Origin of the sequence: Bradyrhizobium sp. 22, assembly GCF_000482425.1 — a bacterium.
GTDB classification, from domain to species: Bacteria; Pseudomonadota; Alphaproteobacteria; order Rhizobiales; family Xanthobacteraceae; genus Bradyrhizobium; species Bradyrhizobium japonicum_B.
This window is the reverse complement of the sequence record NZ_KI519400.1, coordinates 450,297-468,063: the sequence shown is the minus strand read 5'-3', so window position 1 is coordinate 468,063 and position 17,767 is coordinate 450,297. Positions and strand designations below refer to the sequence as shown.

Here is a 17,767-nt window from a genome sequence, read left to right as displayed (position 1 = left end):
GGATCATCTCGGAACGAAGGCATATGGGTGGAAAGATGCTGGATCGGATCGAAACGGAATTTCCGGAGCACACGCCCCGGACATCCGATGCGCCCAAGGCGCTTGCCGGGATCAGGGTCGTGGACTTCTCGCATTTCATTGCAGGGCCGTTCGCGACGATGATCCTGGCCGACATGGGCGCCGAGGTGATCAAGGTCGAGGCCCCCGTGCGCGGCGACGACCTACGGCGCTACCCGCCAGTCGATGCCAGGCTGAACTATGGCGCGCCGTTCCTGTGGACCAATCGCAACAAGCGAAGCGTGGCGATCGATCTGAAATCGCCCGAGGGCGTCGCGGTCGCACGGGACCTGATCCGCACGGCGGATGTCGTGGTCGAGAATTTCTCCACGGGGGTCATGGAGCGCTTCGGGCTTGGTTACGAGAATTGTCGTCAGATCGCGCCAGCGATCATCTATTGCTCGGTCTCCGCCTACGGCCGGGAGGGACCTTTCTCGGACCGGCTTGGCTTCGATCCGATCGCCCAGGTCGAGAGCGGATTTGTATCCATGAACGGCTACGCGGACCGCGAGGGCGTGCGTGCATTGTCGCCGGTCATGGATATCAGCACGGCCATGATGGCCAGCAATGCCGTTCTCGGCGCACTTGTCGCGCGCGAACGCACCGGGATTGGTCAGGCCATCGAAGTATCGCTGTTCGACACTGCCGTTCTGATGACCGGCTATGCGTCGATGCAGCAGTTGTTCACCGGAACGGATCCGCAGCGCCACGGCAATACCAGTCCGGACACCTGTCCCTCGGGGGTCTTTCAGGCCACCGATTCCACCTTCTACATCAACTGCGGCAACGACAAGATCTTCCAGCGCCTGATGTCGCAGGTGATCGATCGTCCCGATCTTGCATCGTCAGATCTTTATGCGACGGGAGCCGACCGCATTCGCCGGCGCGATGAACTGTTTTCGATTCTCGCCGAAGCGTTCGCGCAGCATCCCTGGTCGCACTGGCAGTCGAAGATGCGCGCTGCGGCTGTACCTTGCGGCAAGGTCCGGACCGTCGGTGAGGCGATCCGCTCTCCGGAAGCGCGCGAGCGCGGCATCGTCACGCGGATTCCTCATGGTGAAGTGGGGTGGATACCGAACGTCAGCCTGCCGATCCGCTATTCGCAAACGCCAGTCGTGGACCCCGTAGCCGCTCCCGCCGTCGGCCAGCATACCGGGCAGGTGCTCCGCGATCTGCTTGGCTACGATGAAGCCCGCCTCGTGCGGCTGGCCGAGGCCGGCGCTTTTGGTGCGGACGCCCTCCCGCGGGCGGCCAAGCCATGACGGCGCGGGCAACAGGCGAACGCACGCTGCGGGGCCGTGTTGCCGTAATCGGCATCGGCGAGACGGATTACTATCGTCACGGCGCATCGCCCGACCCCGAATTCAAGCTGGCACTCAAGGCGATCCTGGCAGCCTGCAACGATGCCGGGCTCGATCCGCGCGATATCGACGGGTTCTCGTCGTACAGTGACGACCGCAGCGATGCGTCGCGCCTGGCGGCAGCGCTCGGGATACGCCGGCTGAGCACCACCACGATGCAATGGGGTGGGGGCGGCGGGGGGTGCTGCGCAGCGGTGGCCAACGCCGCTGCTTCGATCGTTGCTGGGCTTGCGGATTGCGTCGTGGTGTTCCGTTCGCTGGCGCAAGGGCAGTACGGGCGTTTTGGACAAGCCGGTAGCATCAGCACCATCTCGGGCGAGAGGGCCTATCTGATGCCGTATGGCGTGCTGGCGCCGCCGCAGCGTTTTGCCATGCGCGTGCGGCGCTACATGCATGAGCATGGCGTGCGGCAGGAAGCCATGCAGGCGATTGCGCTGGCCTCGTACCATCATGCGCAGTCGAACCCCCGTGCGGTGATGTTCGGCAAGCCGCTCGATCCCGAAAAGTACAACGCCTCGCGCTGGATTGCAGAGCCGTTTCATCTTTTCGATTGCTGCATGGAGAATGACGGCGCCGCGGCGATCATCCTGGTGCCCGAAGAGCGCGCCGGCGATTTCCGCAACAAGCCCGCCTACGTTCTCGGTGCAGCCACCGGTGCTGGATATCGCAGCGGGGCGATGCCGCATAATTCGCCGCAATATGCCAGCGCCAGTTTCGAAACGCTCGCGCCCGCGCTGTACCGCATGGCCGGGATCCGGCCCGCCGACGTCGACGTCGTTCAAAGCTATGAGAATTTTACCGGTGGCGTGATCATGGCGTTGGCCGAGCATGGCTTCTTCAAGCCCGAGGAGGCGAACGATTTTCTTGTGCTCGACAATCTGATAGCGCCCTCCGGGCGGCTTCCGCTGAATACCAGCGGCGGGAATCTCGCCGAATGCTACATGCACGGCTTCGAGCTGGTGATCGAGGCGGTGCGCCAGATCCGCGGCCAGTCGGTCAACCAGGTCAAGCGCAACGACGTGGCGATGGTGATCGGCGGGCCGATGGTGACGCCGGCCAGCAACCTGCTGCTCGGTTCCGGAGCAACGCTATGAGCGACACTCCACGCGCGGCCTATCTTCCCGAGGGGCTGCCGATTCCGGTCCCCGAAAACGATGGATTGTCGGCACCGTATTGGGCGGGGTTGCAGCAGAACCGCCTGCTGGTGCAGCGCTGCCCGCACTGCACGACGTGGCAGTTCGGGCCGGAATGGCTCTGCCACGGCTGCCATTCGTTCGACGTTGAATGGACCGAGGTCGAGCCGCGCGGCCGCATCTTCAGCTGGGAGCGGATCTGGAGCCCTTCCCACGACGCATTGCGCGGGCGTGGACCTTATCTTGCCGTCCTGGTGGAGCTGCCGCATGCCGGACATGTGCGCATGGTGGGGAACCTGCTCGGCGATCCCATGCAAACCATCACCATCGGGACTGATGTCCAGGGCGTATTCGAGCATCACCATGACGCCGTGCCGCGATATTCATTGCTGCATTGGCAGGCCGCCGGATGAAGGCGGTGAGGTGAGGCCAACCGAAGTCAGACCGGCGCGCGCGAGCGGCGGCGGGCGTCGCCGCGCAGACGGACCTTCTCGGTGTTCAGCAGGTGCTCGTTCAGTTTGATGAGATAGCTGCGCATGGTCTCACAAGCGCCCTTGGTATCCTTGGCCTTGATCTGCTCGATCAGTCGCAGGCGGGAGGCGATCACCGGGTCATGGGCGGGTGGTCCGGCGATCAGGACAAAGCGGCGGATCACGGATGCCATGGCTTCCAGAATTGCCGACATTACCTGGTTGGCGGTCGAGTTTGCCAGCAAGGTGCTGAACTCGACGGCTTTCAAGGTCCGCTCCTCGTAACGGCCCTGCCTCGTCAACTCGACGGTCTCGGCCACGTTCCTGCTCAGCCGTTCGATATCGGCGGGCTTCGCGCGCTCGCAGGCGGCGCGCACCACGGCGTCCATCACCATGAGCCTCGCCTCGAGCAGCGTCGCCAGCGACACATGACCGAAGTCGAGCATGTCACGGAAGGTACGGGTGACCTGCCCGGCGCCGCTCCGGGTGATGAAGGCGCCACCCCGGCTTCCCTTTCGCATCTCGACGATGCCGGCGATCTCGAGGCTGCGGATGGCTTCGCGCAACGCGGTGCGGCTGACATCGAGCATCTCGGACAGTTCGCGCTCGGACGGCAGCCGGTCGCCGGCTTTCAGTTCGCCACTGACGAGCTTGGCGCGGATCGCATCGCAGATCTCTTCGAAGATCCGGCGGGTCTTGATGGGACGGAAGGACTTTCCGGCAGATCGGCTATCCCTGAGATCACCAGACGATGGCGCTGGCGTGCTGGCCGCTGTCTTTCGACCGGTACGCGGCTCTGGCCTGGATCGTTGCTGCGGCATGAGTCGTCCCTGGGGTTATCAGGTCTTCATCAGCCCGCACCGGCCTCTTTGCAAGAGCTTCCGCTGGCCGATCAGATTGATATGTGGAAACCGCCGTTGACCGCGATGTGCTGACCGGTGATGTAGGAGGCGGCGTCCGAAAGCAGGAAACACACCGGCTGCACCACTTCCTCGGGCTGGGCCCAGCGCCCCATCGGAATGCGGGCCAGTATCCCCTCGCGGAACTTGTCGCCACGAATGGTTTCGGTCATGGGGGTCTCGACCACGCCGAAGCAGACCGAATTGGTCCGGACCCCGAACTTCGACCATTCCTTGGCCGAGGTCATCGTCATCCCCAGCATGCCGCTCTTGGCGGCGGCATAGTTGATCTGGCCCATCGCGCCGGCACGCCCTGCGTCGGACGAGATATTGACGATTGAGCCGACGTTGGTCTCTCCGCCCTTTGCGCGTTGCAGCATGGTGCGGCCCACCGCCTGGGTCCACAGAAACGCTCCTGTCAGATGCACCTCGATGACCGCGTTCCATTGCGCAAGCGTCATCTTCTCCGACATCGCTGGCCGGGTGATGCCGGCATTGTTGACGAGGCCATGGATCGCACCGAACCGCTCGACGATCCTCTCGACTGCATCCGTTGCGAACGCCTCGTCCGTCACGCTGCCGGTGATCGTCATCAGTTGGCGGTCGGACGTATCGTAAGTCGACAGCGTGTCGCGATTGAGGTCGATGGCAACTGCGTTGGCGCCGAGCTCTCGCGCCAGGTTGATCGTGGCTCGGCCGATGCCCTGGCCCGCACCGGTGACGACTACAGTCTTGCCTTCCAGGGAGACGATGTTGCGCATGGCTTGCGTCCTCAAGCTTCAGATCAGAGTGAACATCGGCGCGAGTGCGCCGTCGGCGCCCGGGCGAACGACCAGGCGGACGGCGGCGCCATTCGACAAGGCGCTCGGCGGACTGTCGACTATTGATGTCATCAACGTCGGGCCCTCGTCGAGCGTGACATAGGCAAGAACCGGCAGGTCCTTGGCCGCGCGCAGCACGCTGTAGGCGTAGATCGTTCCGGTGCCGCGGCTTTCCAGCCATTCGGTCGCGTCCGAAAAGCAGAACGGGCAGCCAGCGCGCGGATAGAAATGCGGTTGCCGGCACTGCGTACATGCTTTGATCAGCAGCTTCCCGTCGCGAAGGGCCTCGAAATAGGGCTGGATCTCGGGATTTGCGGATGGTGCAGGGGTTTGCGACACGGGGATCACTGCCTTTCCAGAATCACGGTGGCACTGCCATGGCGCGTTCCGAGCGAGCCGCCGGTGCCATGCGCCAGGGCCAGCGCGCAGTTGGGCACCTGCACGGCGGGATGGGCCTCGCCGCGCAACTGACGGACGGCCTCGAGCACTTTTGTCATGCCGCCCCGATTGCCGGGATGGTTGTTGCAAAGGCCGCCGCCGTCGGTGTTGAAGGGCAGCTTGCCATGTCCCGAGATCAGATTTCCGTCGGCCACGAAGCGGCCGCCCTGGCCCTTGGCGCAGAAGCCGAGATCCTCCAGCGTCATCAGCACCGTGATGGTGAAGCTGTCGTAGATCGAGGCGTATTGGATATCCGATGGACGGACGCCGGCCTCTTCAAATGCGCGCGGTCCCGACCAGACAGCGCCGCTGTAGGTAAGATCGATCCTGCCACCGGCGGAATGCTTGATCGCCTCGCCGGCCCCGCGAATGCTGACGACCGGTCTTTTGAGGCTTCGCGCGATATCCGGGGCGACGAGAACGATTGCGCCGCCGCCGTCGCTGATCACGCAGCAGTCGAGGCGATGCAGTGGATCCGCCACCATCGGAGAATTCAACACGTCTTCGACCGTCACGACGTTACGCAGCATGGCGTGGGGATTGTGCTGAGCGTGATGGGATGCCGCGACCTTGATCCAGGCGAGTTGTTCCGACGTGGTCCCGAACTCGTGCATGTGACGATTGGCGGCCGCGCCGTACATCGTCGCGATCACGGGATTGAAGGGCGACTCGAACGGCGCGTCCGCCGTTGCGCCCGGCGCCGGACGGACCTGGCTTTGGCCGGCGGCACGGGGCCGGCCTGCCAGGGTAATCAGGGCGACGCTGCATTTTCCGAGCGCGATCGCGGCCGCGGCATGGCCGACCGCCAGAACATAGGAAGAGCCGCCCGTATCCGTCGAATCGACATGACGCGGCTTGAGGTTGAGGTACTCGACCATGTTCATCGGGCCGAGCCCCGGTGCATCGCCGGCGCAGAAATAGCCGTCCACGTCGTCTTTGCTGAGGCCTGCGTCGGCAAGCGCGCCGCGCGCGACTTCGGCGTGGATCTGGGCGAGCGACAGCCCGTCGGCCTTCCGCGTCGGGTGCTCGTAGATGCCGGCGATGCAGGCCTTGCCCCGAATGCTCAAAGATATCTCCTTGGTCTATTGATCTAATGGTCAGTCCATTATATTGATGCCAAAGTCAAGTTGGGCGAAGACCCGCGGACGGAGGAAATGTGAGCGACGAAACCGCGACCATCATCGTCGGTGAACGCACCCGCTCGAAGTCCGAGCTGCTGGCGCGCGGTCGCCGGGCCGCCACCGGACTTGCGAGGCTCGGCGTTCGCGAAAATGACGCCGTAGCCCTGTTGCTGCGGAATGATTTCGCCTTCCTCGAAGCGACCCATGCCGCGAATGCCATTGGCGCCTATGCTGTGCCATTGAACTGGCACGCGAGCCCCGACGAAATCACCTATATGTTGGGAGATGCGAAGCCGAAGGTGCTGGTCGTTCACGCCGACCTGCTTGACCCGGTGCGCCGGATCATTCCGGCAGCGTGCGAGGTCCTTGTCGTTTCGAGCGCAGATGCTGGCCATCCCGTTGCTGTGCGGGATGGCGATCAGGATTGGGACCGCTGGCTGGATGCACAGCCGGAATGGGACAGGCCGCCGCTGCCGCCACGCGCGTCCTGGATCTACACCTCTGGAACAACAGGCCGGCCCAAGGGCGTCCGTCGCGAACCGGCAACGCCTCAACAGGCCGCGGCGATGCGCGATCTGTTCCGTGTCGTCTATGGCTGCCGCGAAGGCATGCGCTCATATGTCGGCGGACCGCTCTATCACGCCTCGCCCAACGCCTTCGCGCGGCAAGGCCTGGCGCTGGCCGATACGCTCGTGCTGTCATCGCGCTTCGATCCTGAAGAACTGCTCCGGCAGATCGACCGCCACCGTTTGACGACGCTGGTGATGGTGCCGACGTTCTTTGTGCGGCTGCTCAAGCTTCCGGAAGAGGTGCGGCGCAAATACGACGTGTCCTCGCTCGAACTGGTGCTGCACACGGGCGCGCCGTGTCCGCCGGATGTCAAGCGGGCGATGATCGCCTGGTGGGGACCGGTCCTCGTCGAAACCTACGGCGGCTCCGAGACCGGCGTCGCCACGATTTGCACGTCACAGGACTGGCTCTCCAGACCCGGAACCGTGGGGCGTGTCGCTCCCGGCGGAACGATCAAGATATTCGACGAGCAGCGCCGCGAACTGCCGCCGGGCGTCAGCGGCGAGATCTACGCACGCTCGCCGGCCTATCCGGATTTCAACTATCACGGCCGCGATGATGATCGCCGCTCTGTGGAAATTGACGGCCTGATCACCTGCGGCGACGTCGGGTACCTCGATGCCGACGGCTATTTGTTCCTCAACGACCGCAAGCGGGACATGATCATCTCGGGCGGGGTGAACATCTATCCGGCCGAGATCGAAGCGGCGCTTCAAAGCTGTCCGGGCGTTCAGGACTGTGCCGTTTTTGGCATTCCCGATGACGAGTTTGGCGAGCGCATCTATGCGGCCGTTCAACGCGACGCGGGCGCGGTGCTGACCGAGGACGATGTCAGGAACTTCGTCCGCGAGCGCCTGGCGGCATTCAAGGTGCCGCGCGAGGTGGTCTTCCACGACACGTTGCCGCGCGAAGAGAGTGGCAAGATCTTCAAGCGAAAGCTGCGCGAGCCGTTCTGGGCCGGACGTTCAACACGTATTTGAGAGGGACCATGCTTACGCGACGTTCACTCATGAGAAGCGCCGTCGGCATTGCAACATTTGCCGCGACGCCCGCGCTGGCGCAATCGCCATGGCCCAGCCGGCTGTTGAAGATCGTCGTGCCGTTGCCGCCGGGCGGCGTGATGGACGGTTTGACGCGCGTCGTGGCCGACCGGCTGGCGCAGCGCCTGGGCCAGTCCGTGATCGTGGAAAACAAGCCCGGCGCCAACGGCATGATCGCTGCGAGCGCGGTCGCGGGGGCGGACCCCGACGGCTACACCATCCTCTCCACCATGAGCTCGATCGTCCAGAACGTCTCGCTGCACAAGTCGCCGAGCTACAAGATGTCGGACTTGTTGCCGTTGGCGCCTCTCGGCCGCTTGCCGATCGCGTTCATCGTGCCAAAGACGCTCGGCGTAACCACGTTGCGGGACTTCGTCGAGAAGGCCCGCAGCAGCCCCAAACCCCTGAGTTACGGAACCTACGGCCTTGGCTCGAGCGCGCATATCATCGGCGAAGTTCTGATGAAGAACACCGGCATCAAACTGCTTCAGGTGCCGTATCGTGGCGAGGCGCCGGCGCTGACCGCGATCCTTGCCGGCGAAGTGGACAGTGCCTTCGTATCGGTCGGTGGCGCAGTGGCTCAAAGGGAGAACGCGCTGACGCTGGCGATCGCCAATCCGGCGCGTATGAAGCGCTATGCCGATATACCCACCTTTGACGAAGCAGGATTTCCCGTGCTCGGCCTGACCGGGTTCAGCGGCTTCTTCGCGCCGGCGGCCGTGCCCAAGCCCGTTGCCGATCGGCTCAACAGGGAATTGCGGGAAATCGTCGCGCTTCCCGATGTGAATTCCAAGCTGCTTGATCTCGGGTTCGAGGACATGAGCGACATCGCCGATTTTGCGGGCTTTGTCGACGATGAGGTCAAGCGATGGGCCTCAGTGATCCACGAATTCAATATCAGCATCTAGGATACCCCGGTGGCGATCAACCTCGAGGCGCTCCAGGCGCTGGAAATCACCGACATGCGGTTTGCGTATGGGGAGCGCGAGACGATGCTGTACGCGCTCAGCATCGGCATGGGACGCGATCCGCTCGACCTGCGCGAGCTGCCGTTCGTCTACGAAGGCGCCGCGCTGCAGGCCGTTCCCACGATGGCGGTGGTGCTGGCATCGACCGGGATAATTCGCAAGACCGGCGTCGACTTCGCCAAGGTTCTGCATGGCGAGCAACGGCTCACCCTGCATCGTCGCCTGCCGGCCGCAGGCGAGCTGCTGGCGAATTCACGCGTCGCGGCTGTCTATGACAAAGGCGCCGGCAAGGGCGCCGTATTGTTGCTGGAAACGACCGCGCGATCGGCAGCAGATAATGCACCGCTTTTTACCTACGTCATGACGATCATCGCGCGCGGTGACGGGGGATTCGGAGGACCTCAAGATTCGGGCCCCGAGCCGCATCAGCTTCCCGAGAGGCCGCCGGACCAGACCGACATGTTCGAAACGCGCCCGGAGGCGGCGCTGCTCTATCGTTTGAACGGAGATCGCAATCCACTCCACGCCGATCCCGGGGTGGCCGGCCGCGCAGGGTTTGCGCGACCGATTCTTCACGGGCTCGCGACTTACGGGATTGCCTGCCGTACCGTGCTGCGGACGATCTGCGACTGCGACGCGGGACGGGTGCGGTCGTTCGATGCGCGCTTCTCTGCGCCGGTCTATCCAGGCGATCGCATCGTGACCGACATGTGGACTGATGGCAACGTCGTGTCGTTCAGATGCCACGTCCCCGATCGCGATGTAATTGTCCTCAACAACGGGCGATGCTTCTTAGCCCGATCATGATTTTCGAAGCCATGGATCTGCGGCCCTAGCACCCTTAACGTGAGAACAGCTCCTGGTTCCGGCGTTCGAGCTCTTCTCCGTAGGTGCGCAGAACGTGAGCTTCGCTCAAGGTGCCAATCGTGGCGCGATGGTCGGAGCGGTCGACAACCGCGAGCACGTCAGCCTCGCTGCGTTCGAAGGCCTTCAAGATCTCGCGAACCGGCGTGGTCGGAAGCAGGTATTCGTCCAGTTGTTGCGCCAGCGACCCGAGCAGCTCCTCGTCCTGATTGGCGACGGAATGCAACGTCGCGGCGGGCACGATTCCCGCATAGATGCCGTTGGGATCGCGCAGCACGATCTGGCGGACCTGCGCCGGCGAGAACAGCTTTTGCGCTTCGCCGATCGGCATCGTCGTTAGCGCATTCTCGAAATCGGTGCGCATCAGGGAGGCTGCGCTCATCTGCCGGACCCAGCCGACGTCCTGCGGGCCGCGGATGGCCTCGCCGCGCAGATGAAAGCGCCATGTCGCGAAGCTGTAGCCGAACAGCTCGCGAACGATCAGCGCGCAGACCGATGACGCGACCACCGCTCCAACAGTGACGGAGAAATCGCCGGTGATTTCGAGCGCGAGACAGACCATACTGAAGGGCGCTCCGAGCACGCCGGTTCCGAGCGCGGCGAGCGCCGCGATCGCGGCGGTGCCGGGCTGAAGCGCGATCGTGGGAAGAGGGCCGGTCAGCACGACGCTATAGAGCTGTCCGATCAGCGCGCCGAGCAGGAGCGAGGCGAAGAACAGGCCGCCTCGAAAGCCCGAGCCGAGCGAGATGGCGGAGGCCAGGATCTTGAACACGATGGTGGTCGTGAGCAGGATCCAGGTCGGATTGCTGACCAGCAGGATCTGCATGGCGCCGTGGCCGGCGCCGAGCACGGTCGGCGTCAGCAGGGCGAGGCTGCCGAGCAGGAGACCGCCGAGAATCGGCCGCAGCAGGCCCTTGAACACCGTGATGCGCTGAAAGCAGCGCTCGGAGAATGCGACGGCGAGCATCACGAGGATGCTGACGAAGGCGCAAATGATGCCGATCAGTACCGTCTGGCCGATCATCTCGACGGAAACCGGTGAGGGGAAGCCGGGCACCATCAAGAAGGATTGGTGCGTCAATTGCCGCGCGACGAGCCACGCGGTGACGGCGCTGGCGATGACCGGCACGAGTCCGGCGGACGTATAGGCGCCGAGCACGACCTCGAAGGCGTAGAAGGCGCCGGCGAGCGGTGCAGAAAACGCGGCACTGATCGCCCCCGCGGCGCCGCAGGCCACCAGCAGCCGCATGTCGTTGCGGCGGGCGGCCAGGCGCTGACCGACATGAGAGCCGAACATCGAGCAGATCTGCGTGTAGCCGGCCTCCAGCCCGACCGATCCGCCGAACCCGTTGGACAGTAGCGTCTGGATCGAGATCAGCAGGCTGCCGCGAAAAGACACCCGGCCGCCATAGAGCGCATTGGCTTCGATCGCGTCGGCGAGCTGCTGTCCCTTCACGCGCCGGGCGAAGTACAGTCCGATGAGCGCGAGCACCAGACCGCCGAGCATCGGGACGAGCAGCGTGCGCTGCCAGGAGATCACGCCTGTGGCGCTGAGGTGGGCGTCGAAGGGAATGTCGAACAGCAGGGCGTGAGAGACCTGGCTGAGGCTCGAGATCGCGGCCACCAGTAAGCCACTGAGCAGTCCGACAACGATGGCGACCAGCACAAGGCCGGTCTCGCGGTTGCGCACGAAATTGCGCAGGAACAACGGCAGCAGGCGGATGCCGGGAGCCGTGGCCGGCTTCGCAGGATGTGACGCCTGCGCCATCCTAGGCCGAATCCTGCAGCGGCTCGGTGCGCACGACGCGGAAGCCAATATTGCTGGACGAGGAGTCGGGCGTATTGGAGCTTCGCGCCGCGACGCGATAGCGATTGCAGTAGGATTCGTGGCAGAGGAAGGATCCGCCGCGCATCGATCGATTGGGAGCTGGCTCGCGGTTCAAGGGGTCTCGTAATGGCGTGAGGCGGTGATAGCTCGGCGAGAAATAGTCCTCGCACCATTCCCAGACATTTCCGGCGACATTGTGCAGGCCATGTCCGTTGGGCGCGAAACTGTGAACGGGCGCGGTACCGAAATAGCCATCATCGACGGTGTTGCGATCGGGAAAGCTGCCCTGCCAGATATTGCAGCAATGCTCGCCGCCGGGCTGAAGCTCGTTGCCCCAGGGGTAGGTGGCCTGGTCCAGCCCGCCGCGGGCGGCCATCTCCCATTCCGCCTCGGTTGGAAGGCGCGTGCCGGACCATTGGCAGTAGGCCTGTGCGTCGTTCCAGGAGACGTGGACGACGGGGTGATCGAGCCTGTCGAGGATGCTGCTGGACGGCCCTTCCGGCTGTGCCCAGTAGGCGCGTGTCACCGGGACCCACCATGGCGTTTCCTGAACCCGCGTCGTGCGGGTCACACGTGTATCTTGCGGCAGCAGCCCCTCGAAGACGAAGCTCCAGCCGAAGCGTTCGGCGTCTGTCGTGTAGCCCGTGGCACGCACGAAGTCGCCGAATTGCAGATTGCTCACGGCATGGCAGGCAATGGCAAAGGGCGACAGCGTGACGGGTCTCACCGGGCCTTCGCCGTCTTCGACAAAGCCGATGCCGGCAGATCCCATGTGGAAGGTTCCACCGATCAGCGAACTCCAGCGGCGTTGGATCGGGGTTGGACTGGGAGGGATCGCCGCTCGTGCATCCTCGCCCGTCGGCAGTCCGCTGCCGGCGGCACGCTGGATGCAACAATGTGAGCGATCCCCCGTCATGTCCTAGTTCTGCTTTTCTTCCTCCCAGAAAGCGGTGCCGCCTTCCGCCTTCATCAGCTCGAGGATCTTCTCGCGAGGGATCACGCCGCAGCGATTGGCCCATTGCTGATACTGTGCCGTCATCTCCTTGACGCGGTCCGGATGCTGCGCGGCGAGATCGTTCATCTCAGTGCGGTCGGTCTCCATGTCGTAGAGCTCCCAGGGGCCGGGATACTTCCGCACCAGCTTCCACTTGCCGACACGCACGGCCGCATTGCCCTCGTGCTCCCAGAACAGCGGGCCGCGATTGCCATAGGCCGAGGCGAATGACGGCACGAGGCTCTCGCCCTCGCAGGGCAGGATGGCGTTGCCGTTATACTCCTTGGGATAGGTGGCGCCGGTGACGTCGAGGATGGTCGCCATCACGTCGGTGAGCTGGCTCGGATTGTGCCGCAGGCCGCCCTTCTCGGAGATGCCGCGCGGCCAGTGTACGATGAACGGGGTCGCGATGCCGCCTTCGTGGATCCAGTGCTTGTAGAGACGGAACGGCGTGTTGGATAGGTTCGCCCAGGCGGTGCCGTAGCTTTGGTAGGTGTCCTCGGCGCCAGGCATCAGGGTCGGGTCATTCCCGAAACGCACCGGCCTGCCGTCGCGTGTCTTGGCCTGGGCGATCATGAGCTGGTCGACCAGCTCCTTTGCCGTGACGCCTTGCGGAATGTCCTCGGCGCAGGCGCCGTTGTCGGAGAGGAAGATGATCAGCGTGTTGTCCAGCTGGCCGGTCTCTTCCAGCGCCTTCAGGATCCGGCCGATGCCCTGGTCCATGCGGTCGATCTGGGCTGCGTAAACCTCCATGCAGCGCAATGTCCATTCGCGCTGCTCGGCGTCGGTCCACGGCGGCTGGGTCGGATCGCGGTCGGTCAGGCGCCAGTTCGGATGGATGATGCCGTCGTCGACGAGGCGCTTGAGGCGCTCCTCGCGCAGCTTGTCCCAGCCCGCATCGAAGCGGCCCTTGTACTTGGCGATATCCTCGTCATGGGCATGGAGCGGCCAGTGCGGCGCCGTGTAGGCGACGTACTGGAAGAACGGCGCGTTGGGCTTCTGCGCCTTGTGCTGGCGGATGAACGCGGCGGCCTGATCGCTGATCGCGTCGGTGTAGAAGAACGACGGATCCTTCTCCGCCTCGTGCTCGATATTGTCGTTGCCGCGGGTGAGCGTGTTGGGATGGTAAAAGCTGCCGGCCCCGATGATGGTGCCATAGAAATGGTCGAAGCCACGCTGCATCGGCCATGCGTCGGTCGGCTCCGTCAGGCTGCTGGCAATGTGCCATTTGCCGCTGAGATAGGACGTGTAGTTCTTGCTCTTCAGCGCCTCGGCGATCGTCACGCAGCTCTTGTTCAGATTGCCAGCGTAGCCCTCGGGGCCGTTGCTGTAGGTGAGGATGCCGATGCCGGTCTGGTGCGGATGCAGGCCGGTGAGCAGCGAGGCGCGTGAAGGGCTGCAGCGGGCGGTGTTGTAGAACTGCGAATAGCGCAAGCCATTGGCCGCGAGGCGGTCGAGGTTCGGCGTCTGGATCTCGCCGCCGTAGCAGCCGATGTCCGAAAAGCCCATGTCGTCGTTGAGGATGAGCAGGATGTTGGGGCTATCGGAGGTCTTTGCGCCATTCGGCATGTTTTGTGTCCTCGTTCTTGACGTGTGGCGTTGCTAGTGGCGGCGCGTCAGGCTGATGCTGAGGCGGAAATATTTCGGCAAGTAAACGGCGCGCAGCAGCTCGAGCGCCCGCCCGTCCTTGCCGAAGGTGACGCGCTCGATGGAGAGCAGGGGCGAGCCGACCTTCACCCCCAGCAGCTTGGCGCTGCCGGCGTCGGCGAGGTCCGCGCTGATGGTCTGCTGAGCGTCCTTGATGGCGAGGCCAAGCTCGTCCTCGAAGACGCGGTACATGATGATCGAGACCAGGTCGCGCTTCTCGAGCTCGAGTCCGATATCCGGGGGGTAGAAGGCGTGCTCGATGGCGATCGGCGTGTCGTCCGCGAGCCGCAAGCGCCGGAGCTGCCAGACCGCGCGTTCGCGCAGCTGCTCGCGAACGGCGGCGTCGTGCCGGTTGGTCATGCCCTGCTGCAGGATCTTGGCGCCGGCCTGATAGCCGGCGTCGCGGATCGTTTCCGAGAAGCCCATGAGACGGCCGACCCAGTTTTCAGGCTGGTTCGAGCGCAGGAAGGTCCCGCGGCCGCGCGAGCGGTCGAACATGCCTTCGTTCACGAGGGGCGCAATGGCGTTGCGGATGGTGATACGGCTGACGCCGAAATGACGCCCGAGCTCGGCCTCGGTCATGAGGCGACCGGTCCCGTCGATCAACTTGCCGTCGCGCACCTGACTGCGAATGGATTCGCGGATCTTGATATGCAGGGGCGTCGAGCCCTCCGGAACCGCATCGTTGCCGAGCGGTACGGGCTTCTTCTTGCGCGTTTGAACTGCCATGGTGTCAGAGCCGCATGCGTGTCGCTGGATCGAACAGGTGAATGTCTTGCGGACGGGCCGTGATCGAGATCATGTCGCCTTCGCCGGGAATGTTGCCGTCGGCGACGCGCATGCGGATCATGGTGCCGGCGCAGTCGAGATCGAGCACGGCGGTATCGCCGAGATCCTCGATCAGATCGACGCGCGCGCCGAGACCGCCTTCCGCCATGCGTAGCGCGCCGGGGCGGAGTCCGACCACCACGTCGCGCTCGCCGGCGATCGTGGTCGTTGTCTTCAGGCGATGGCCTGCGATGATGACGTCGCCATCCACGTACCGGGCGGGGACGAGGTTCATCGGGGGATTGCCGATGAAACCGGCAATGTCGATCGAGTTCGGGCGGGCGAACACCTCGGCCGGCGTGCCGACCTGCTGGATCTCGCCCGACATGAACACCGCCATGCGGTCCGCGAGCGTCATGGCCTCTTCCTGGTCGTGAGTGACGTAGACCGCGGTAACGCCGAGCGAGCGCTGCAGCTTCTTCAGTTCGGCGCGCGTTTCCAGCCGCAGCTTCGCGTCGAGATTCGACAGCGGCTCATCGAGCAGGAACAGGCGTGCCTTGCGCACGATGGCGCGGGCGAGCGCGCAGCGCTGCTGCTGGCCGCCCGAGAGCTGGCCCGGCTTGCGGTCGAGCAGATGATCGATCTTCACCTTGCGCGCCGCGTCTTTCACGGCGGGCGCGATCTCTGATTTGGGCAGCTTGGCCATCTCGAGCGGAAAGGCGATGTTCTCGGCTACCGTCATATGGGGGTAGAGCGCGTAGCTCTGGAACACCATGGCAATGTCGCGGTCGCGCGCGTCGGTGGAGGTGACGTCCTTGTCGTCGATCAGCACGCGGCCCGTGGTCGGCGCGTCGAGGCCGGCGAGGATGCGCAGCGTGGTGCTCTTGCCCGAGCCCGACGGGCCGAGCAGGGCGAAGAACTCCCCCGGCTTGATGTCGAAATTCACGTTCTTCAACGCGGCAAACTGGCCGTGCAGCTTGACGATGTTGCGAAAACTGACCTGACCTTGACCGCTCATCGGCGCCCTCCGCCCTTGACTGCACCGACCGTCAACCCCTTCACGATATGCTTCTGCGCGACCACGCCGAGGACGACGACAGGCAGCATGGCGAGGACCGAGACCGCGGCGAGCTTGGCCCACATCGTCTGCTCGACGGAGACGAAATTGAACATGGCGACCGTGACCGGACGCACCGTGTTGCCGCTCAGCACGACGGCGAACAGGAATTCATTCCACGCATTGAGGAACACGAACACGATCGTTACGGCGATGCCGCCGCGGACCTGCGGAATGATGATCCGCCACAACGTCTTCAGTCGGCTCGCGCCGTCGAGATAGGCGGCTTCCTCCATCTCGAAGGGAATGTCCTCGAAATAGGAGACCAGCAGCCAGATCGCGAACGGCAGCGAGAACGACAGATAGATCAGGATGATGCCCTGATAGGTATCGATCCAGCCGATGTTCCTGAGCACCAGGAAGTAGGGGATGATGATGCCGACCGGCGGCAGCATCTGCGTGGCCAGCACGTAGAAGCCCGCGAACTTCTTGCCGCGGAAGCGCAGTCGCGCCAGCGCATAGGCCGCCGGGACCGCCATCAGCATGGTGACGATGGTGGTTCCGACCGAGATGATGACGCTGGAGAGCAGGTTCGGCAGGATCGATCCGGAGCCGAACAGCACGTCGCGATAGGCTTCCAGCGTCGGCGCGAACACCAGCTTGGGCGGATAGGCCAATACGTCGGAATCGGTCTTGAGCGAGTTCAGCACGCTCCAGACGATCGGGAACGCCCAGGCGAGCAGGAAGACCGTGGAGATCGCGAGCAAGGCAATGATGCGGAGGCGCTTTGCGGTCATTTCGCCCTCCGCATCGCGAACAGGATGCCGGAGATGATGATGGTCACGATCAACAGCGCGACCGCGAGCGCCGAGCCGTAGCCGATCGAGAGCTCGGTGAAGGATTTCCGGTAGGCATAGAGATTGAGGATCTCGGTTGCCGTGCCGGGGCCGCCGGCGGTGACGGTGAAGATCGCCGCGAACGCGGTCAGCGCCACCATGGTCCGCATGATGATGACCATGACGATCGCCGGGCGCAGCAAGGGCAGTGTGATGCGGCGAAAGCGTTGCCAGGCGGAGGCACGATCGAGCCGCGCGGCTTCGTAGATATCCTCAGGCAGTGAGGCGAGCGAGGCCAGCAGCACCATGAAAGCGAACGGCGTCCACTGCCAGGTATGGATCGCGATCACCGAGACCATCGCGAGCGTGGGATCGCCAAGCCAGTTCTGGCTGCCGAGGCCGGCGTTGATGGCGAGGAAGTCGACGATGCCGAACTCCGGCGCCAGCATGAAGGTGCGCCAGATCATGCCGACCACGGCCGGCGACAGCACCACGGGCAGGATGGCGATGACCCTGAACCAGCCTTGGCCGCGCTTCATGTCCATGACCAGTAGGGCAAGCGCCAGGCCGATGATGACCTGGAGCGCGACGGTCGAACCGGTATAGACGAGGCTCACCAGCAGCGAGGTCCAGAAGCGCTCGTCGGAGAGCAGCACTTGGTAGTTCTCGAATCCGACGAAGCCGTTGGTGAACGGCATCGCCAGATCCATCCGGAATGTGCTGGTGTAGACCAGAAAGAGCAGCGGAAACGTCGTCGTGGCGAGCAGCGCAAGAAACGCCGGTGCAAGCAGGGCCGCCGCAAAGCGGCGTTCGCGCTGCGCCAGGACGCGGCCGAAATCGCTGCGAGGTTCTTCGCTCGCGATCCCGGCCGATGTCACCGCTGTGGTCGCCATGG

17 protein-coding genes are annotated in these 17,767 nt (G+C 64.2%); 6 read left to right on the top strand and 11 right to left on the bottom strand.

The features are described 5' to 3' along the window. Positions 1 to 23 precede the first annotated feature (23 nt). Genes K410_RS0127680 through K410_RS0127670 form a run of 3 tightly spaced genes read left to right on the top strand, consistent with a single transcriptional unit; the run spans position 24 to position 2,964 of the window. Positions 24 to 1,319, top strand: a complete 1,296-nt coding sequence (locus tag K410_RS0127680) for a CaiB/BaiF CoA transferase family protein (RefSeq protein WP_245269548.1) — start codon at positions 24 to 26, stop codon at positions 1,317 to 1,319. Further along, the gene (locus K410_RS0127675) at positions 1,316 to 2,512 is read left to right on the top strand and encodes a thiolase C-terminal domain-containing protein (protein ID WP_028137884.1); all 1,197 of its coding nucleotides are present in this window, start codon (positions 1,316 to 1,318) and stop codon (positions 2,510 to 2,512) included. Before K410_RS0127680 ends, K410_RS0127675 begins: the two co-directional genes overlap by 4 nt. Beyond that, positions 2,509 to 2,964, top strand: a complete 456-nt coding sequence (locus K410_RS0127670; RefSeq protein ID WP_028137883.1) for a Zn-ribbon domain-containing OB-fold protein — start codon at positions 2,509 to 2,511, stop codon at positions 2,962 to 2,964. The genes K410_RS0127675 and K410_RS0127670 overlap by 4 nt, the downstream gene beginning before the upstream one ends. 26 nt (positions 2,965 to 2,990) lie before the next feature. Here the strand turns inward: K410_RS0127670 and K410_RS37360 are convergent, their stop codons facing one another. The 4 genes from K410_RS37360 to K410_RS0127650 form a co-directional block, all read right to left on the bottom strand. After that, complete coding sequence (locus K410_RS37360; protein ID WP_049820350.1) at positions 2,991 to 3,842, bottom strand: FadR/GntR family transcriptional regulator; 852 nt, start codon at positions 3,840 to 3,842, stop codon at positions 2,991 to 2,993. A gap of 71 nt (positions 3,843 to 3,913) precedes the next feature. Then, positions 3,914 to 4,681, bottom strand: a complete 768-nt coding sequence (locus K410_RS0127660; RefSeq protein WP_049820349.1) for an SDR family NAD(P)-dependent oxidoreductase — start codon at positions 4,679 to 4,681, stop codon at positions 3,914 to 3,916. Between the two features lie 18 nt (positions 4,682 to 4,699). After that, on the bottom strand, positions 4,700 to 5,080 hold the full coding sequence (locus tag K410_RS0127655) for a Zn-ribbon domain-containing OB-fold protein (RefSeq protein ID WP_245269547.1): 381 nt from the start codon (positions 5,078 to 5,080) through the stop codon (positions 4,700 to 4,702). A 5-nt stretch (positions 5,081 to 5,085) separates the two neighbouring features. Beyond that, positions 5,086 to 6,246: a thiolase family protein gene (locus tag K410_RS0127650; protein WP_028137880.1), complete on the bottom strand. Its 1,161-nt coding sequence runs from the start codon at positions 6,244 to 6,246 to the stop codon at positions 5,086 to 5,088. A gap of 89 nt (positions 6,247 to 6,335) precedes the next feature. On the opposite strand from K410_RS0127650, the gene K410_RS0127645 reads away from it, so the two are divergent. The 3 genes from K410_RS0127645 to K410_RS0127635 all read left to right on the top strand — a co-directional run bounded on the left by K410_RS0127645 (position 6,336) and on the right by K410_RS0127635 (position 9,685). Beyond that, positions 6,336 to 7,850, top strand: coding sequence for an acyl-CoA synthetase (locus K410_RS0127645; RefSeq protein WP_028137879.1), 1,515 nt, complete (start codon positions 6,336 to 6,338; stop codon positions 7,848 to 7,850). A 161-nt stretch (positions 7,851 to 8,011) separates the two neighbouring features. Next, positions 8,012 to 8,818 (top strand): tripartite tricarboxylate transporter substrate binding protein, encoded by an 807-nt coding sequence (locus K410_RS37355; RefSeq protein ID WP_196236075.1) that lies wholly within the window; start codon positions 8,012 to 8,014, stop codon positions 8,816 to 8,818. A gap of 9 nt (positions 8,819 to 8,827) precedes the next feature. Next, positions 8,828 to 9,685, top strand: a complete 858-nt coding sequence (locus tag K410_RS0127635; RefSeq protein ID WP_028137878.1) for a MaoC/PaaZ C-terminal domain-containing protein — start codon at positions 8,828 to 8,830, stop codon at positions 9,683 to 9,685. A gap of 34 nt (positions 9,686 to 9,719) precedes the next feature. Here the strand turns inward: K410_RS0127635 and K410_RS0127630 are convergent, their stop codons facing one another. The 7 genes from K410_RS0127630 to K410_RS0127600 are packed head-to-tail and all read right to left on the bottom strand — an operon-like array spanning position 9,720 to position 17,765. Then, entirely contained in the window at positions 9,720 to 11,510 is a 1,791-nt protein-coding gene (locus K410_RS0127630) for a chloride channel protein (RefSeq protein WP_028137877.1), read from the bottom strand. 1 nt (position 11,511) lies between these two features. Beyond that, positions 11,512 to 12,486, bottom strand: a complete 975-nt coding sequence (locus K410_RS37350) for a formylglycine-generating enzyme family protein (protein ID WP_080672260.1) — start codon at positions 12,484 to 12,486, stop codon at positions 11,512 to 11,514. 3 nt (positions 12,487 to 12,489) lie between these two features. Next, positions 12,490 to 14,133, bottom strand: a complete 1,644-nt coding sequence (locus K410_RS37345) for an arylsulfatase (protein ID WP_049820346.1) — start codon at positions 14,131 to 14,133, stop codon at positions 12,490 to 12,492. A gap of 33 nt (positions 14,134 to 14,166) precedes the next feature. Beyond that, positions 14,167 to 14,940: a GntR family transcriptional regulator gene (locus K410_RS0127615; protein WP_028137876.1), complete on the bottom strand. Its 774-nt coding sequence runs from the start codon at positions 14,938 to 14,940 to the stop codon at positions 14,167 to 14,169. A gap of 4 nt (positions 14,941 to 14,944) precedes the next feature. Beyond that, positions 14,945 to 15,997, bottom strand: coding sequence for an ABC transporter ATP-binding protein (locus K410_RS0127610; RefSeq protein WP_028137875.1), 1,053 nt, complete (start codon positions 15,995 to 15,997; stop codon positions 14,945 to 14,947). Beyond that, complete coding sequence (locus K410_RS0127605; protein ID WP_028137874.1) at positions 15,994 to 16,833, bottom strand: carbohydrate ABC transporter permease; 840 nt, start codon at positions 16,831 to 16,833, stop codon at positions 15,994 to 15,996. Before K410_RS0127605 ends, K410_RS0127610 begins: the two co-directional genes overlap by 4 nt. After that, a complete protein-coding gene (locus K410_RS0127600; RefSeq protein ID WP_049820345.1) occupies positions 16,830 to 17,765 on the bottom strand; it encodes a carbohydrate ABC transporter permease in 936 nt (311 codons plus the stop codon). Before K410_RS0127600 ends, K410_RS0127605 begins: the two co-directional genes overlap by 4 nt. Between the last annotated feature and the right edge of the window lie 2 nt (positions 17,766 to 17,767).

What these genes read in the sequence shown, in the direction of transcription:
- K410_RS0127680 (WP_245269548.1), top strand. Translation starts at nt 24, where the DNA reads ATGGGTGGAAAGATGCTGGATCGGATCGAAACGGAATTTCCGGAGCAC.
- K410_RS0127675 (WP_028137884.1), top strand. Translation starts at nt 1,316, where the DNA reads ATGACGGCGCGGGCAACAGGCGAACGCACGCTGCGGGGCCGTGTTGCC.
- K410_RS0127670 (WP_028137883.1), top strand. Translation starts at nt 2,509, where the DNA reads ATGAGCGACACTCCACGCGCGGCCTATCTTCCCGAGGGGCTGCCGATT.
- K410_RS37360 (WP_049820350.1), bottom strand. Translation starts at nt 3,842, where the DNA reads ATGCCGCAGCAACGATCCAGGCCAGAGCCGCGTACCGGTCGAAAGACA.
- K410_RS0127660 (WP_049820349.1), bottom strand. Translation starts at nt 4,681, where the DNA reads ATGCGCAACATCGTCTCCCTGGAAGGCAAGACTGTAGTCGTCACCGGT.
- K410_RS0127630 (WP_028137877.1), bottom strand. Translation starts at nt 11,510, where the DNA reads ATGGCGCAGGCGTCACATCCTGCGAAGCCGGCCACGGCTCCCGGCATC.
- K410_RS37350 (WP_080672260.1), bottom strand. Translation starts at nt 12,486, where the DNA reads ATGACGGGGGATCGCTCACATTGTTGCATCCAGCGTGCCGCCGGCAGC.
- K410_RS37345 (WP_049820346.1), bottom strand. Translation starts at nt 14,133, where the DNA reads ATGCCGAATGGCGCAAAGACCTCCGATAGCCCCAACATCCTGCTCATC.
- K410_RS0127615 (WP_028137876.1), bottom strand. Translation starts at nt 14,940, where the DNA reads ATGGCAGTTCAAACGCGCAAGAAGAAGCCCGTACCGCTCGGCAACGAT.
- K410_RS0127610 (WP_028137875.1), bottom strand. Translation starts at nt 15,997, where the DNA reads ATGAGCGGTCAAGGTCAGGTCAGTTTTCGCAACATCGTCAAGCTGCAC.
- K410_RS0127605 (WP_028137874.1), bottom strand. Translation starts at nt 16,833, where the DNA reads ATGACCGCAAAGCGCCTCCGCATCATTGCCTTGCTCGCGATCTCCACG.
- K410_RS0127600 (WP_049820345.1), bottom strand. Translation starts at nt 17,765, where the DNA reads ATGGCGACCACAGCGGTGACATCGGCCGGGATCGCGAGCGAAGAACCT.